7 protein-coding genes and 1 pseudogene are annotated in these 15,715 nt (G+C 64.8%); 4 read left to right on the top strand and 4 right to left on the bottom strand.

Annotated elements, in window-relative coordinates:
• Window positions 1–90 precede the first annotated feature (90 nt).
• Window positions 91–1,389 (bottom strand): phospholipase D-like domain-containing protein, encoded by a 1,299-nt coding sequence (locus tag ACF1G2_RS30575; RefSeq protein ID WP_391801399.1) that lies wholly within the window; start codon window positions 1,387–1,389, stop codon window positions 91–93.
• A 399-nt stretch (window positions 1,390–1,788) separates the two neighbouring features.
• Here ACF1G2_RS30575 and ACF1G2_RS30570 point away from each other — a divergent pair, with 399 nt between their 5' ends.
• The 3 genes and pseudogenes from ACF1G2_RS30570 to ACF1G2_RS30560 form a co-directional block, all read left to right on the top strand.
• Window positions 1,789–8,082 (top strand): RHS repeat-associated core domain-containing protein, encoded by a 6,294-nt coding sequence (locus ACF1G2_RS30570; RefSeq protein ID WP_391801398.1) that lies wholly within the window; start codon window positions 1,789–1,791, stop codon window positions 8,080–8,082.
• 1,019 nt (window positions 8,083–9,101) lie between these two features.
• Entirely contained in the window at window positions 9,102–9,887 is a 786-nt protein-coding gene (locus ACF1G2_RS30565) for a hypothetical protein (protein WP_391801397.1), read from the top strand.
• 405 nt (window positions 9,888–10,292) lie between these two features.
• Window positions 10,293–10,680, top strand: a pseudogene (locus tag ACF1G2_RS30560) (zinc ribbon domain-containing protein); the annotation flags it as partial.
• Here the strand turns inward: ACF1G2_RS30560 and ACF1G2_RS30555 are convergent.
• The 3 genes from ACF1G2_RS30555 to ACF1G2_RS30545 all read right to left on the bottom strand — a co-directional run bounded on the left by ACF1G2_RS30555 (window position 10,677) and on the right by ACF1G2_RS30545 (window position 14,466).
• Window positions 10,677–11,501: a carboxymuconolactone decarboxylase family protein gene (locus ACF1G2_RS30555; RefSeq protein ID WP_391801396.1), complete on the bottom strand. Its 825-nt coding sequence runs from the start codon at window positions 11,499–11,501 to the stop codon at window positions 10,677–10,679. The pseudogene ACF1G2_RS30560 and the gene ACF1G2_RS30555 sit on opposite strands and share 4 nt — an antisense overlap.
• Before the next feature lie 47 nt (window positions 11,502–11,548).
• On the bottom strand, window positions 11,549–11,671 hold the full coding sequence (locus ACF1G2_RS30550) for a hypothetical protein (protein WP_391801395.1): 123 nt from the start codon (window positions 11,669–11,671) through the stop codon (window positions 11,549–11,551).
• Between the two features lie 1,244 nt (window positions 11,672–12,915).
• On the bottom strand, window positions 12,916–14,466 hold the full coding sequence (locus tag ACF1G2_RS30545) for an FAD-dependent monooxygenase (protein WP_391801394.1): 1,551 nt from the start codon (window positions 14,464–14,466) through the stop codon (window positions 12,916–12,918).
• Window positions 14,467–15,092: 626 nt separating this feature from the next.
• Between ACF1G2_RS30545 and ACF1G2_RS30540 the strand changes: the two genes are divergently transcribed.
• A complete protein-coding gene (locus tag ACF1G2_RS30540) occupies window positions 15,093–15,635 on the top strand; it encodes a GNAT family N-acetyltransferase (protein ID WP_391801393.1) in 543 nt (180 codons plus the stop codon).
• Window positions 15,636–15,715 lie beyond the last annotated feature (80 nt).

Raw genomic sequence — 15,715 nt, 5'->3', positions numbered from 1 at the left:
AAGGGGTAACGTGCGGGGGCGCTCAGGGCTGGTGCGACGCCTGCAGGGCAACGCGGCGCGCCGGACGATCGGGCGAAGGCCTCGAATTGGCTACTCGGGCTGGTTGACAACGCCCTTGCAACCAGCGGTGTTGTCGTTGGTTCCCGGAACGGCAGCTGCTTTGGCCGTATTGAAGTGCGTCACATAGGCGTCGTGGACCGCGGCTATGTCGATCTTGAGGAGTGCCTCGTCGTTCTCGCGTAGTGCGGGACCGGTGTAGTTGTGGCTGCCGGTCCACATGACTCGCTTGATGTTGCCGTCGTACTTGCCGTCGATGAGCAGGTACTTCGAGTGCATGATCCGTCGGCTGGTGGCCGTGTTGCCGTCGTGGTCATCGTTGTAGCAGACAGGAGTGAAGCCAGGGGCCGAGTGCAGTGTCTCCCAGGTGCCAGGGGTGGCTCCATCAGCCGAACTGGCCGCGCTGTCCGTCTCCGTGTAGACGAGTTCAACCGTGCAGCCGGCCTTCTTCAAGGCGACGAGCTTGTCAGCGACTCCCTGGCGTGTGAACTTGAACATGCCGACGCGGATCTTCGTGTGCTTCGCCGTTCCGTCCGAAGCTGCGTAGTTGCATGTGACGTTGTCGAGAGTGTTCCAGATGGTGTCCGTACTGTTGCCCGTGCCCGGGTAGTACGGGAAGAAGTATGCCTTGTATGGGGAAAAGGCCTGGCTGGTGTAGGACCAGGTGGACCAGCTCTTGCCGACGAGAGCATCGAAGTACCTCCCGTAGGCCTGGTAGATGCCGGTGTTGTAGGTGAGCACGTACGCGTCGTTCCAGAAGGCGCTGTACGCGGACGGCGAGAGGTTGGAGGAGGTCTGTACGACGACGTCGGTCGCCCCGTCAACCTGGGAGAACAGCCAGAACTTGTTGTGGTTGATGGACTTGCCGAACTCTGGGCGTCCCAGGCATGACTTGCCTGCTGGGCAGGTGCTGACGAACGAGCCCTGCGTGGTGTCGTTTCCGAGTGCTTGGCTGAGAATTCCGTAACTCGGGTCGGAAGGGCGCGAGCTGACTGTGCTCTCGTCCAGGATGATCTGCACGGCTACGCCGCGCAGCTTGTGGGCGTCGGCAAGAGCCTGAGCTATCTCGTCGTCCCAGAAGTGGTACAGACCTACCTTGATCGATGAGCCGGTGGGGCTACTACCTATGTACTGCAAGAGCTGGGTGCGTATGGCCTGTTGCTCAGCCTGCGTTCCGAGCGGGTTGTTGAAGATGGCCCGGGACTGCTCGGCTGACACACCAATCGTGTCCTGCGCTGCTACTGCGTGAATGGGTGGAGCGCCCGCGGTGAGCAGGGCGAAGGACAGCGCGGCGATGGTGGTGCCTGTCTTGAGGCGCTTTGCGTGCGACATGTGGTCCTAACCGGTGATCGGTGGCCGCGCACACACATCGGTACGCCGTCCGGTCGGCGCATGTCATCGCGGCGTAAGGATCTTGCCAGATGACACCTGCCCCAGGGAAGGTCTCTGGTAGCACCTCAAACGTTGCTCAAATATGTGGACTAGGGATCCACGCACCTTCTTGAAGGACTACGTTTTCGCGCTGTTGGCCATACGTGCCACGGGGCTGGTGCGCCTCCTGTGACAGGAGCAGCCTCTTCAGCTGATGTTGGAACTGGAGTGAAGATGCTTAGACGTCGGGCTGTCGCCACGGCGACAGTGAAGGGACTAGCGGCAGGGCTGCTATCTGCAGTGGTGTTCGCTCCGACTGTGTCGGTGGCGGACCCCACACCGTCAGGAAGCAAGCCCAGCGTGCCCAGTCGCAGCCAGGGCGGAGCCATCTCCTCCCCGGCCGAGCCAGGCATGGAGGCAGCGCCGAAGGTGCGCTGGCCCAAGGCCGAGCGGACCACGATGGTTGTGTCACCTGCAGGTGAGAAGCCGGCTGCCACTGCTACCCCGGGGGAGGTGGTCTCGCTCCGCACGGTGACGCCGTCGGCGCTGAACGCCACCCCCTCAGATGTCGCACAAGTGGCGCCGAAGCAGGCGACGATCAGGATCCTGGACGACAAAGAGGTTAAACGCTTCGGCGGCGTGGGCCTGGGTCTCACAGTCGTCCGTGCAGACGGGGGCTCGGTAACCGGCGCCGTTGAGGCCTCTATCGACTACTCCGGATTCGCACGGGCATACGGAGGAGCCTTCGCCTCCCGGCTGCGCCTGGTGAAGTTGCCAGCCTGTGCGCTGACGACGCCAAAGGCGCCCGGCTGCTCCGACGGCAGGACCGTTCAGGCGCAGCGCAACGACACCGCAAGCGGCCGCATAACCGCAGTCGTCGAAGCCGCTCCCGAACCCTCCAAGTTCATCAAGGTCGCCTCGGCACAGCCCGCCGTGTACGCGCTGGCTGCAGGGTCCTCCTCGGACGCAGGAGACTACCGCGCCTCCCCCACCAACCCGGCCGGGAAGTGGGACGTGTCGCTGGGGTCGGGAGCCTTCACCTATCAAGTCCCCATCTCCGTGCCCAAGCCCCCGGTCGGTATCGCGCCCAACCTGGCCCTGACATACAACTCGCAGTCAGTGGATGGCCGTACATCCGCCTCGAACAACCAGGCTTCCTGGGTCGGCATGGGGTGGGACCTCAATGTCGGAGCCATCGAGCGCAAGTACAGGAACTGCGCCCAGGATGGGCACCCGACCTTCGGTGACCTGTGCTGGGACTCGCCGAACTCCACCGCGGACCCCAACGGCGCGGCGTACACCATCACCATCGATGGCCTCACCTCCGATCTCATTCAGGACAACACGGGCACGGGCGCGTTCCGCATCAAGGACGACCCGGGCTGGAAGGTCCAGAAGCTGAACGGGGGCTACGGTTCGGACGGCACCAGTGAGTTCTGGGTCCTGACCAAGCAGGACGGCACCCGCTACTACTTCGGGTGGGGACGCACCGAGCGTCTGAACAACGCCAGCGAGCGCGAGGCGACCAACTCGGTCTTCACCGTTCCGGTAATCGGGGACGACACGGGAGAGCCGTGCCACGCCCAGTACCCATCGCCCTGCACCCAGGCGTGGCGCTGGAGTCTGGACCGGGTCGTCACGGCCAACGAGGTGGAGAACTCGTACTTCTACCGGAAGGAACGTAACTACTACCGGTCGGTCGCCGCAGCGGACAAGGCTCGCCCCTACGACGCCGGCGGCTACCTGGAGCGAATCGACTACGGCTGGTCCTCACAGATTCCCGGCGCGCAGCTGCCGGCGATGGTCGACTTCCAACACGTCAACCGGTGCGTGGAGCGGCTGAACGAGCCGGACCCCCTGAACAACACGCCGGCCAACTGCCCGAGCATCGACTCCAAGCCCGAGTCGTATCCCGACGTGCCGGTGGACCTGATCTGTGACGGCAGCGCGGACGACAGCGCCTGCCGAGGCAAGACGTACTACCCCACCTTCTTCCAGCGCGATCTGCTGTGGGACATCAACGTCTATGTCCGGGACAAGAACACCGACACCTGGGCCGACGGGCTGGTGCGGCAGTACCAGTTCAAGTACGCGCTGATGAATCCGTCAGGTTCGGTCGGCGGCCAGCTGTGGCTGGACTACATCCAGCGCCGGAACTACTCCGGCACGGACATCGACCTGCCGACGATCAACTTCAACGGCGAGTGGCAGGACAACAAGGTCGGCACTGGGGAGATGAACTTCCGCCGGGTGAACAAGATCTTCACCGACACCGGCTCCACCATCACCGCCACATACGGTCACGCCACCGACGCCGACGGCACCATCGACCGTCAGTGCCCCGAGGCAGGCGCACCGTCCCAGTCGTCCAACAATTACGAATGCTTCTGGCAGAAGTGGATTCCCGAGGGAGCGACGGACGCGAAGTCCGGCTGGTTCAAGAAGTTCGTCACCACCCGGGTCCAGGTTGACCCCGGGAAGGCCGACGACGGATCCCCGTCGATGATCACGGATTACGAGTACGACGGCGCGCCTGGCTGGAAGTTCTCGGACGATCCGGTCACCGATGACGAGGACGAGTCCTGGAACGTCTGGCGTGGCTACGGCAAGGTGCTGGTCACGACCGGAGCGAACGAGAACCGGCACTCCACGTACCACTGGCTCTACCGAGGCCTTTCGGGCGACCGGACCTCGAAGACGGATCCGGACGCGACCCGCACGGTCAAGGTGGCGGACTCCGACAACAAGGAGTGGGAGGACCACGCCTGGCTCAACGGGCGGACTCTGGAGATGTCCACGCGTGACCACAACGGCGACTCGCAGAAGCGGGAGTGGCACGAGTATTGGCAGCACAACACGGCGCAGTACACGGGTCTGCCGGATGCCCGGATGGTGCGCGAGAGCAAGGTGCGCACCCTGGAGAAGGTCGTGAACTCGACCGACGGGACCGGCTGGCGCGAGCACATCGTCGAGACCGAATTCGACGACACCGAGAAGGCCTCCACCGTCTTCGGCCTGCCGATGCGCGTCGACGACTGGGGCGAGAGCGGGGTATCCGACAACCGCTGCACCGAGTACGGCCGCGCATACAACACTGACCAGCTGGACTCCACCGGAACCCAGCGCTGGATGGTCTACCAGGACGACGAGCGGCACTACAGCGTCTCGTGCAATGCGGTCGCTGACGATGAGGCCGCAGGCACGCCGGCTGCTCACATGGACAGCCGTACCGTCACGTTCTACGACGGCGCCGTCACGTTCGACGAGAACAACACCAAGCTGACCGACGGAAATCCGACCCAGTCCAGGACTCACACCTCGGAGACCGTCTACCGCACTACGCGCAAGAGCTACGACGCCGCGGGACGCGTTACCGCGTCCTGGGACGGCAAGAACAATATGACCACCACCGCATACCAGCCCGCCACCTCGTGGCCGGTTGACGGAGTGAAGGTCACTACGCCCGATCCGGACGGTGCGGGAGCTGCGACAGCCCTGTCCAGGACGACCTACTACTCCCGGTACTTCGGCCAGCCGTGGAAGACGGTCGATCCGAACGGCAACGCCACCTACGTCGTCTTTGACGCTGCCGGCCGGACGTCGAAGGTGTTCCAGCCGACCGAGGCTGCCGCGTATCCGGACGGCAACCCGTCCTTGATCTTCGAGTACTCGATTCCCGTTGCGACCTCCGCCACCGGAGTCCCCCGGGTCGCCACCGGTGACCCGATCCGGGTGAAGTCTCGTACCCTCCAATCCGGCACCACATATACGGATGCCTACGCCTACGCGGATGGGCTGGGGAGGGCGAGAGAGAGCCAGATTCCGGCGCCGTCCGGTACCGGACGGGCCGTCACGGTGACTCGGTATGACTCCTCAGGCAATGTCGCCGGAACGTCGGCCCCGTTCTACAACAGCTCCGCACCGGGCTCGGGTTTGGTGAACCCAAGCGTGCCGAACATCCCTTCCTATACGGATACCAAGTCGGACTGGGCCGGGCGCACGATCCTGTCGCAGCTACAGGCGAAGGGGCTTGTCCAGACCGCAAACCGGACTGTCACCCAGTACCAGGGGGCGGACGAGAAGACTGTCTTCCCCGCTGCGGCCTCGCCGACAAAGACCGTCACCGACGTCTTCGGGCAAACCCGCGAGGTGGTGGAGAACCTGGGCGCCGCGCAGTACTCAACCACATACGAGTACACCCGGACAGGCAAGCTCAAGTACATCCATGACTCGCGGGGCAACACCACCCAGTACACCTACAACTGGGCCGGTGACCGCCTGACCACCGAGGACCCAGACACCGGCACCTCCAGCACCGTCTATGACGAGAACGGCAAGCCGGCCACCGTAACCGACCCGACCGGGGCCCTGACCTATGCGTACGACGCCATGGGGCGGCCCACGTCGGTCAAGCAGGGCAGCACGCTGGTGAACGCGACCAGCTACGACACGGCGACCGGCGGCAAGGGGCAGGTGGCAGTGGTCACTACCTACTCCGGCGGATTCGCCTACGCCAGCAAGGTGGACAGCTACGACGCTCGCATGCGGGAAACCTCCAAGACCCTTGTCGTCCCGGACGACGGTTCCGGTCTGAACGGCTCTTACACGGTCACGTACGGATACGACCTGGCGGACAATCCCACCTCTGTGCAGTATCCGTCGGTGGGAGGTCTTCCGGCCGAGACGGTAACGTCGAGCTACACCGAAGGACTCCTCACCAGGATCAGCAGCCCGCTGGAGTCCTACCTCTCCTCCGTGGTCTACGACGACTTCGGACGGGTGGCAGGTCGCTCTCTGGGCGCAGCAGGAACCGCCACGAGCGCCACCCGGACGTTCACCTACGACGACTCCACCGGCACCGGCTGGCTGAAAAATGTCAGCACCAACAAACTGACCGATGGCGTCACGACCAAGGTCCAGGACGACACGTACACCCGTAACGACCTCAGTGCAGTCATCGCATTGCGTGAGAACGTGGCGGGTCAGCAGCAGTGCTTCCAGTACGACGATCTGCAGCGACTGACCGCAGCCTGGACAACGGCGGCTGCCACCTGCGGCGCCCAGCCACAGTCGGACTTCGCGGGGCCCTCCCCCTACCAGACGACCTTCGCCTACGACCAGCTGGGCAACATCCAGTCGGTCACGGAAAAGGCTTCGGCATCGGCGTCGGCCCTCACGCGGGACTACAAGTATCCGGGGTACAACGCCGATGAAACGGTCTACACCCCCGGCCAGGCACGCCCGCACGCAGTCATCGGCGTCGTGACGCCGGACAGCACCGACACCCTTGACTACAACGCCGCAGGCCGCATGACGACCCGCACCGTGGGCGGAGTAGCCTCCGTCGTCGGCTGGGATCCGCAAGGCCGCGTCGAGTCCATCACCCAGAAGAAGACTACTGGCGACGAGGTCAGCCGCTACGTCTATGACGGCGGCGGCAGCATCCTGATGCGCAGGACCAAAGCCGAGAACGTCCTCTACTTCGAGGGTCACGAACTGCACCGTGCGGCGGCGACTGGCAATGTGCTCGCAACCCGTTACTACACCGCCAAGGGGACGTCCCTGGCGATGCGCACCTCCGATCCCGCGGGCGGCAATGGAAAGCTGACCTGGCTCCTGTCCGACGGGCAGGCTTCCACGCAGCTGTCTATCGCGGCCTCGGACGGCGCAGTCACCCGACGCCGCACCACTCCGTTCGGCGCACCTCGCTCCGCCACGGACAACCTCGCCGCCGCAAGTGACAGAGGATTCCTCGGCAAGCCCGAGGACGACTCGACCGGACTGGATATCCTCGGTCCACGTCTGTACGACCCCGCTCTGGGACGATTTCTGTCGACCGACCCGCTCACCACACCGTACGTTCCGCAGACCATCAACGCGTACAGCTATTCCGGGAACAACCCGGTCTCATTCTCCGACCCGACCGGCTACGAGAGCTGCTACCCCCACTACTGCTCGGGCAGCAATGGCACAACCGGGAAGTACAAGCCAGAGCGCGACCCGGCATCGAACAGGTATACCGGCAGCCGGGGTAGTGGCGGAGGCAGCGCGAGCGGGGCGGCCACGGCACCACATTTCTGTGACGGTTGCACTCCACCGCTCCATGTGGAGCTGCCTGAAGGTGTATTCGCCCCCGCCGGGGGCAGTGATGTCGTGTACTCAAACACGACAGCTCTCGCCAGGGAACCTTTTACGGACACGGACATCTCCTACAGCTACAACGGCTCGGGGACCCAGCGTCAGGTCAGAGTGCAGCGATCCGTCGCACAAATAGAGTCGGCTACAGACGAGTTCACCAAGAAGCGTGGGGGGAGCCTCACCTTGGAGGGCGGAGCAGCGGGAGAATTCGGCATCTTCGCTAGCGCTGAGGTGAGTGTGAAGATCGTCACCTCCATGAACAGCGAAGTGTCGAAAACAAGATCCAAGACGAAAACCAAGAGCAAGACTTGGGCCATCGACGACTACGTGGACATCAAGCAGGGCGAGCAAGTCGGGATCTCTCCCACAGGCGTGATGAATACGTTCCAGACCGTGTATCAGCACTCGGACGGGCGCATCACCTCGAAGACGTGGGGTTGGTTCCAGCAGACGGAGTGGGCGGTCTACAAGTACTCGAAAACGCCGGACTACACATACGGCACGCCGTTGGGCTGAATACGAGCTGACGGAGCGAACATGAGTTGAACGTGCGGGGAGCCCCAGTCATGGGCTCCCCGCACGTGCTTTGGTCCGCTTCGTCACTGCCAGGCCGAGTAGCGGTTCGGGCGGGCCGACATCTGCCCGTAGCGGTCGACTCGCGGTGTGAAAAGCCGACCGGTCTCGAAGCGCTCCTCCGGCAACGGCATCAGCAGCGGCTGTTCGAGCGCGATGTCCTTGGCGATGGTCCGCGACTGGAGCCGATCTGGCGGGCATCATCCTGCCTGTCCCATTGCTCGACCATCTCCTACAGGTCGACAGGCGAGGAGGCCTCGAGGACCGGAACGAAATGATTGCGACGGAAGTATCCGATCTGCTCGTCGACGGCGTAGGAGACGTGGAACAGCGCTCGCTCACCCGCAGCGCTGCCGGCGACCTGCCAGTTTTATCACCGGCCTCCAAGCGGACGACAGCGACCAAGACAAGATCGCCAGCGTGCGCTCTCGAATGTCCCGGGTGAGTTATCCGCGAGGACGACCGACCCGCACGGGAGGAGACTGTTCACCTCGCGGGCACGGGGCTGCGGCAGGTTGGGCGACTTGAGTGTGTGACCCAGCTACGACTCAGCCCCACGCGATGTACTTGCCGCGCGGACGCGGCGGTGGAGGCTGGCGGTGCAGGTGTGAGTGCGCTCGGCAAGGGGCGGATCCCGCTTGCCTCCGCGTGTCGAGGTAGGCAGCATGCCATGCATGTCCACCGGCCCTCTGCATGCACACGCCATGCACCATATAGCCCGCCTCGTGGCCACGGTTCCCCTTCCGCTGGGCCCTACGCGCGCTGATGCTCTTCGGCTGCTCCACTGGCCGGGTCGCAGACTTCTCGTCCAGCATGGTGACGCGGAGCTCGCCGCGGTCGAAGTAGGCGGTTCGGGCTCGGAGTTCCGCATACCCGCTCCTTGGCCCCGAAGATTCGGCGGGGCGACGGTCTCGCCCGGCGGCGATGTCGGGGTGTACTCGGGGGTGCACGGTGTACGGGCCGTGGACCGGGCGGGCGAGGTTCTGTGGGAGGTGCCGCACGGCTGCTGGGCCATCGCCACGTGTGTCTGGACCGGGGCCTCGCTCGCCTCGTACGCGGACGACCCCCGCCATCAGCGTCCCGACTGGGGTTCCGCCACGTTCTCCACGGACGGCAAGACGGTGTGGGCCTACATCAGGCAGTACGCCGGGGGCCGCCCGTACGAGGAGTGGTTGGTCCTGGACGCGGGCGACGGAACCGCGCTGTCCCGGGTGCAGACGCGGACCGTGGGCGCTGGTTCCGTCCACTTCACGCATCCTGAGCCCGCTTTCATGGGGTTGGCCATCGGGCAGGGAGACGACGACTCCCCGGTGCTGTGGGGCCGGCGCGACGGCGCGGTGCTCACCGTGGAGCGGATCGAGGGCGAGATCCTCCAGTCGGTCAGCCCTTCCGGAGGCCATTTCCTATGCACCGATCCCGGTCAGTGGGCTCTGTATCTGCATGACGCTGCAGATGGCCGGGAGTTGCGGCGCGTGGATGCCAGGGCGGTGCTGCCCCCTGTCCCCGGTGACGACATGGCCCGGTGGGGCTACGAAGGCGCGTATCCCTACGAGGACGGTGTCGTCGTGAGCACGGAGGAGTGTGCCGAGACGCCACGGCATTGGCTGGTCGATCCCCGGTCCATGACTGTGCGAGGCCGGATCGCCTATCCCCTTTCCGTGGCGGGCGGTCCGCGGTCCGCAGGGCCCGGGATGTGGTGGACAGTCGCCAGCAACGATGCGTCGGTCCATTTGTGGTCCCTCTATTAACGAGACAACGAGGGGCGAGCAAGCAGACCGCCGAGGCCCGAGCCCTCCCGCCCCGCACCTGCGCAAACGCATGGCCAGCCCTCTTCTCCGACTCCGAGGTTCATGCCCCGCCTCGACGTCAGGGCCCGCCGCTGTCCTGCGGGTCACCGTCGGCGACGGCACTGGCTTCCTCGCCGCTGCCCATTTGGCCGCCTCTGGGTCTTGCCGAGGGCGCGCTGTTGGTCGTACGAGGTGCGGGAGGCGGGTGGGCGTTCAAGCCAGCGGGTAGGAGCATGGCGCGCTTGTGTTGTCGGCTTCCTGCTCGTGGGACGTGTTAGCTGTCGATTGAGGTGCCGGAGGACTTCGCAGGGAGCCGAGGCCGGCATGTGCGTTTCGAGCAGGGGGATGAGCTTCCTGTTCTTGGCGCAGGGGCTCGCCCGTACACGCATGGCTACATCCGTGCACGACGCCAGCTGGTCGCAGTTCGTGACGATGCTGGAGTACAAGGCCGTCCGGTACGGGCGCACCCTTATCAGTATTGGCCGGTTCGAGCCGACTTCTCAGGTGGGTTCGCACTGCGTCGTCAAGGGCGTCCCCCAAAGCCCCTGCACATCCGTGTGTGGGAATGCGGGGTGCGCGGTGCCGTCCTCGACCGGGACATCAACGCGGCGTCGCCACGGCCGCCGGACTGGCGATACCAGTCTGTCGAGCGCGGGTAAGTCCGGGACCTGTCCAGGCACAACGCGAAGAGACGGGCACCCACCCGAAGCCACGCCAGAAAACGGCATGGCAGGCGGGAATCTCTGTCCTTTAGGACGGAGGCGGTGTCAAGGAGAGGTTCCGCTTCTCGAACACTTCCCGGGCCGTTCTGATGGCGTTGAGGACGCGTGGGAAGCCGGCGTACGCGGTCACCTGTGTCAGGGTTTCCACGACCTGGATCGGACTCAGGCCGACATTGAGGGCGGCTCCGATGTGCACGGCAAGCTGGAGTGCCGTGTCACCGAAGGCCGTCAGGCCGGCGACGGTGACGAGCTGCTTGCGCTGCGGCGAGAGCCACGGCCGGTGGTAGATGTCGCCAAAGGAGAACTCGACGATGTAACGGGCCAGGTCGGGAGAGATGTCCTTGAGAGAGGCCACGACGTCCAGGCCGTGCTGACCGTCGATTCTGACCAGGTTCTCGGCGCCGCGCTCGTAGCGGTCGCGGTCGTCGTCCATGACTACCGGGTCGACCGTGACCTCGTGGTCGGCGAAGACGGCCCGGGCGGCGCCGATCGCGTTGAGCACGCGCGGGAAGCCTGCGAAGGGGACCAGGTGGATGAGGGCTTCCACAATCTCCACGGGGGTGACGCCGACCTTGAGGGCCGCGTCGATGTGGAATGTCAGCTGGGGTGCGGTGTCCCCCAGCGTGGCGAGCGCGCCGACCGTGGCCAGTTCGCGCTCCTGCAGGTCGAGTCCTGGGCGATCGAAGATGTCGGCGTAGGCCCACTCGACGACGAAGCGGCCGAGGTCCGGGGCGATGTCGGCCAGCGCGTCAACGACGGCGGCGCCGTGCTGGCCGGACATCTGACTGAGGATGGCGAGGCCGCGCTTGTACCGGGTATCGGTCTGTGCGGACCGGGAATTGGGCTCATTCATGCTGCAGCAGGTTAGTAATTGGAGTACACACCAAGCAATTTAACAATTCAGACATTTTCGACCGCGACGAGATTTTCCTCGCTGATGCAACCGTCCGGGTGGCGCAACAGGTTCGCCGCGTCCTCCACTCCGACCGTCACGCGAAAACGCAGTGAAATCCGGCGCTTCACGCCTCCGGACCAAGGATGCGTTTCACCCCCGCCCTAGCGGACGGGGCACTGCGCAAGGCCAAAGGTAGGGAGTGCCCTCAGGCGACGGGCATGGCAGAAATGGGGCGGAGGGGCTCCTGCCAATCCACGCTCTTGCTGAGTGCCGCGATCAAATCGTGAGCCGGGTTACTGGTCCTCAACGCACGGGATCCGAACACCTTGCAGGCAGGCTTGACTGCGCGACCCGGGTCAGCGTCGTACGGGGCGTGCAGCATTGTGGTTCCCGTTGCGCGGGCCCTTTCGTGCAGTGCGCATGCCGTCCGCGGAGGGAGGGGGGCGAGCTGCAGCCAGAGAGCGGGCCGTGGCAGGAGGGAGAGAAGCTCAGCGGTGATGGTGCAACTGGTGTGGCCTGGAAGATAGCTCACCAAGGTTGGTAGGTCGGGTAGGGCTTCACGCAGGCGGAGCTCATCGACATGGCGGACAGGGGTCCCGGGTGGCGCTGGGGTGCTGCCCCCCGAGGAGCACGGGGCTGCTACGTCACCCGGGACCAGTCCGATAGCCGCGCCATTAGCCGCGACGGTGTGACAGGTCGGCCGGTATCCTGCGTTGACCAGCCACTCGATGAGGCTTCCGCAAGTTTCCCGCGTGGCGAGAAGAGCAATTGCAGAAGGGGCAATCCTCAGAGTGCTGGACACGCGGGCCCCCTGTTCCGTGCTCGGCCTGTCGCTTCGGACACCGACAACTTATGAACAGCGGGCTGGTGGTCCAATGTGCTTTTCACTGCAACGGTGTGCCGATGTGAGGCAGAGTTGCTGTTGTACTGCGGTTTGGTGCGCCCCGGCCTCTTGGTGATCGTTCTGCGGCGTGGGCGCACCACGAGTTTGGGGGCTTGCCTGCTCAGACCTTGCGGGTGATCAGAGTTCACATAGTGACTCACCGGCAGGATGACCTTCCAGTGAGTCACCGGGGCGGTCTAAGTGGTGACCGGGACGGTCCCCGGGCCATGAGTTCGAAGGTTTCGTCGACGTCAGCGTCGCCCAGGCCTATCCTCGCGGCCCCGGGAACGCACCCAGGGTTGCCCGCGGTCACCGGCCGGGGCGGGGAGTGACCCGGCCGGCGTGTCGTCCGCCGTCTGAAACCCGGCCGAAGCCGCGACCTACGACCGGCTCGGGGACTGCACGAAGTGACTGCCGTCCTTTCGGCGCACAGCTCCCGGGAGACAGGCCTCGCGAACGAGGTCAGGGACTCCACCATGACAGTGCTGTCTAGTCACCGGCGTGTACTGATGGGGTGCCGAACCAGTGGGAAAGTGCTTCTTCCAGCGCGGGTGCGGCGGTGGCGGAGGGCTCGTCGATGTCTGCGGCCCAGGCGACGTAGGCGTCAGGCCGAATGAGGATCGCATCAGCGGGTCGGCGATCCGTCTTGATGGTGTGGATGTCGATGCAAGGGTTCCAGTCTCGGGCGGTTTCGCGTAGGTCCGGGCGATCTGCAAGGTCCAGGAGGATGGGCCGTGCGGTCTCCATGAGTTCTGCAACGCTGGTGGTGACCTGATCGGTTTGCAGGGTGAGGTCGGGTGCGAAGGTGCCGGTCAAGGCATGCGCGTTGGGGTTGGGAGCCGGGTAGCGGATGTCGCTGCCGGCGATAAGTGCCGCGATGCGGTGTAGTGGCTGCTCGTCGGTCAACAGTTCCAGGAAGACTTCTCTCAGCGCCTCGGCGGCTTGGTCCTGTCCACGTCGCAGCGCTACTTGGGCTTGAGTGTGGAGCATCGTACGCGCGCCGGCGAAGTTGCGTTCATGGTGGTAAGTGTCCAACAGAGCAGCCGGTGCCCAGCCCTGGATGTCGCCGGCCAGTTTCCAGGCCAGGTTGACCGCGTCGAGCATGCCGGCGCTGAGGCCGACGCCCGTTGCAGGGAACAGATGAGCCGCATCACCGGCCAGCAGGATCCGCCCATCGCGGTACTGGTCGGCTTGGCGGGCCTGGAATTGGTAGCGCGACAGTCGGCGGGGTTCTCCCAGAGGGAAGCTCGCGCCGAGCACGCGGCAGATGCTGTCCTCGAGCTCGGTCAGTGTCATCGGTACGTCGTCGTTGACTGTGCGTTCTTCGTCTTCGGTGGTGGAGACCATCAGAATCTCCGAGGTGAGCCACCCGAACCCGAATACACCACGGTCTGTCCTGGTGAAGGTCCCCGCACGCATCTTGCCCAGGCCGGGGACATCGAGGTCCCCGTTGCTCAGTCGGGTCACCGATTCGGCGAAGGTGACCTGGCCCAGTCGATTGACCTCCGGATAGGTCGTGCCGGGGAACGGGATGCCTGCCATGTCGCGGATCCGGCTGCGCCCGCCGTCGCAGCCCACCAGGTAGCGGGCAGTTGCCTGATACGGGCCGTCTGGGCCATGCACCTCCGCGGTCACCGTCGTGCCGTTCTGGCTGACACCGACGATCTCGTGCCCGCGCCGCACCTGAGCGCCGAGTTCGTGTGCCCGTTCATCGAGCAAACGCTCGAGGCGCGGTTGCGGAAGCATGAGCCCCCGCAGCGGGGGGTCCTTCAGGGGCGAGAGATCCACGTGGATCCCGCCGAACGGGTATCGGGGAGCTGGCGGACTGGGGGCGGTGCAGGCTGCTTCAAAACGATCAAGCAGACCTCGATAGCGCAACAGTTCGAGGATCTGTCCGCCAAGCCCATTGGCTTTGGGAATCTCCAGGGGCTGGCTCTGTCGCTCCAAGACCAACGGCTGCACACCGGCCAGGCGCAGTTCACAGGCCAGCATCAGGCCGGTGGGGCCGGCACCCGCGATGATCACATCGGCGTCGATCACTGGCCACACCCCTCGCACTCCTGTGTCACATTCCTGCGGAGCGATGTCATCTGCAACAGCACTTGTACTCCCTACTCCATATTCGCAGTTCTGCCTTCGGCGGGAGATTCTGCAGCACACTATGGGCCTTGCCACAAGCCCCCCATTGCGCTATAAGTTGAAAGTGGCAAGGAGTAGGACCTCCTTGCCTTCGCTATTTGCCTCCCTCACTCGCGCATCCGAGGCCTTGTGAGCCACGCCCGAACGAGACCCGCAGCAACCTGAGCGACCCGTCTCGAAACGCGCCCGAAAGCTACTCCTGCTAGTCCAGCCAGGGCGCGCGACGTGGCCGTGCAAGCTCGCTGAGCAGAGCTCAAATCTCGTCCGAGCCGTAGCCCGCGTGCCAGTACGCCTTCTGACGCCGCTCCGAGATCCTTCCGTGCGGCTCAGGCGCGAAGACTGCAGACAACGCTGAAGGCGTCGTACACCGACCCATACCGATGCGGGCTGATCAGATTGCTGGACCTGCTGAAGTTCCGCTCCAGCAACCACACCCACCGGCCCGTGATCGAGCCCTCACCTAGGGCGTGTATCGAAAGTGCCTGGTGAGGATGGCCGAGCGCCTATTTGTGATCCAGAATGATTGGATGATCACGCTTGAGACTCCCCGTTTGATCCTGCGTCGCTGGCGCGAGGAAGACGTCGCGCCCATGGCTGCCGTCAATGCCGACCCCGAGGTCATGCGGTGGATCCGTGACGGCAGCGTCCGTGACGAACATCAGACCCGCGCCGGGATCCGGGCATGGGAGAGCGAGTGGGAGTCAGAGGGCTTCGGCCTGTTCGCCGTGGAGATCCGGTCCACTGGTGAACTGGCCGGGTTCACTGGCTTTTCGGTGCCGCACTTCTTGCCGGAGGTACTGCCCGCGGTTGAGGTCGGCTGGCGGCTGGGACGTTCCCACTGGGGGCAGGGCTTGGCCACCGAGGCCGCTGCGGCCGCTGTGCGGTTCGGGTTCGAAGAGCGAGGGCTGGAGCGGATCGTCAGCATCACTCAAGTGGGCAACGACGCCTCCGAACGAATCATGACCAAATTGGGGATGCATCCGGTCCGTGAGACGGTCAATCCCACCTGCGGTCGGCGAGTACGGGTGTTCGAGTTGTCGTCGGACCAGTACGTCACAACCACTCGTTGATGGCGGCAACGAGGACGGTGGCCTCGTAGCGGACCGCGAGTTTGTCGTGGCAACGGCTCGATGTCTCCGTGCGGTCCCTC

Source organism: Streptomyces sp. NPDC013457, assembly GCF_043089925.1.
Taxonomy (GTDB): domain Bacteria; phylum Actinomycetota; class Actinomycetes; order Streptomycetales; family Streptomycetaceae; genus Streptomyces.
Note: the sequence above shows the minus strand (reverse complement) of the source record. Positions and strands in the feature narration are given on the sequence as shown.

What these genes read in the sequence shown, in the direction of transcription:
- ACF1G2_RS30555 (WP_391801396.1), bottom strand. Translation starts at nt 11,501, where the DNA reads ATGAATGAGCCCAATTCCCGGTCCGCACAGACCGATACCCGGTACAAG.
- ACF1G2_RS30540 (WP_391801393.1), top strand. Translation starts at nt 15,093, where the DNA reads ATGATCACGCTTGAGACTCCCCGTTTGATCCTGCGTCGCTGGCGCGAG.
- ACF1G2_RS30575 (WP_391801399.1), bottom strand. Translation starts at nt 1,389, where the DNA reads ATGTCGCACGCAAAGCGCCTCAAGACAGGCACCACCATCGCCGCGCTG.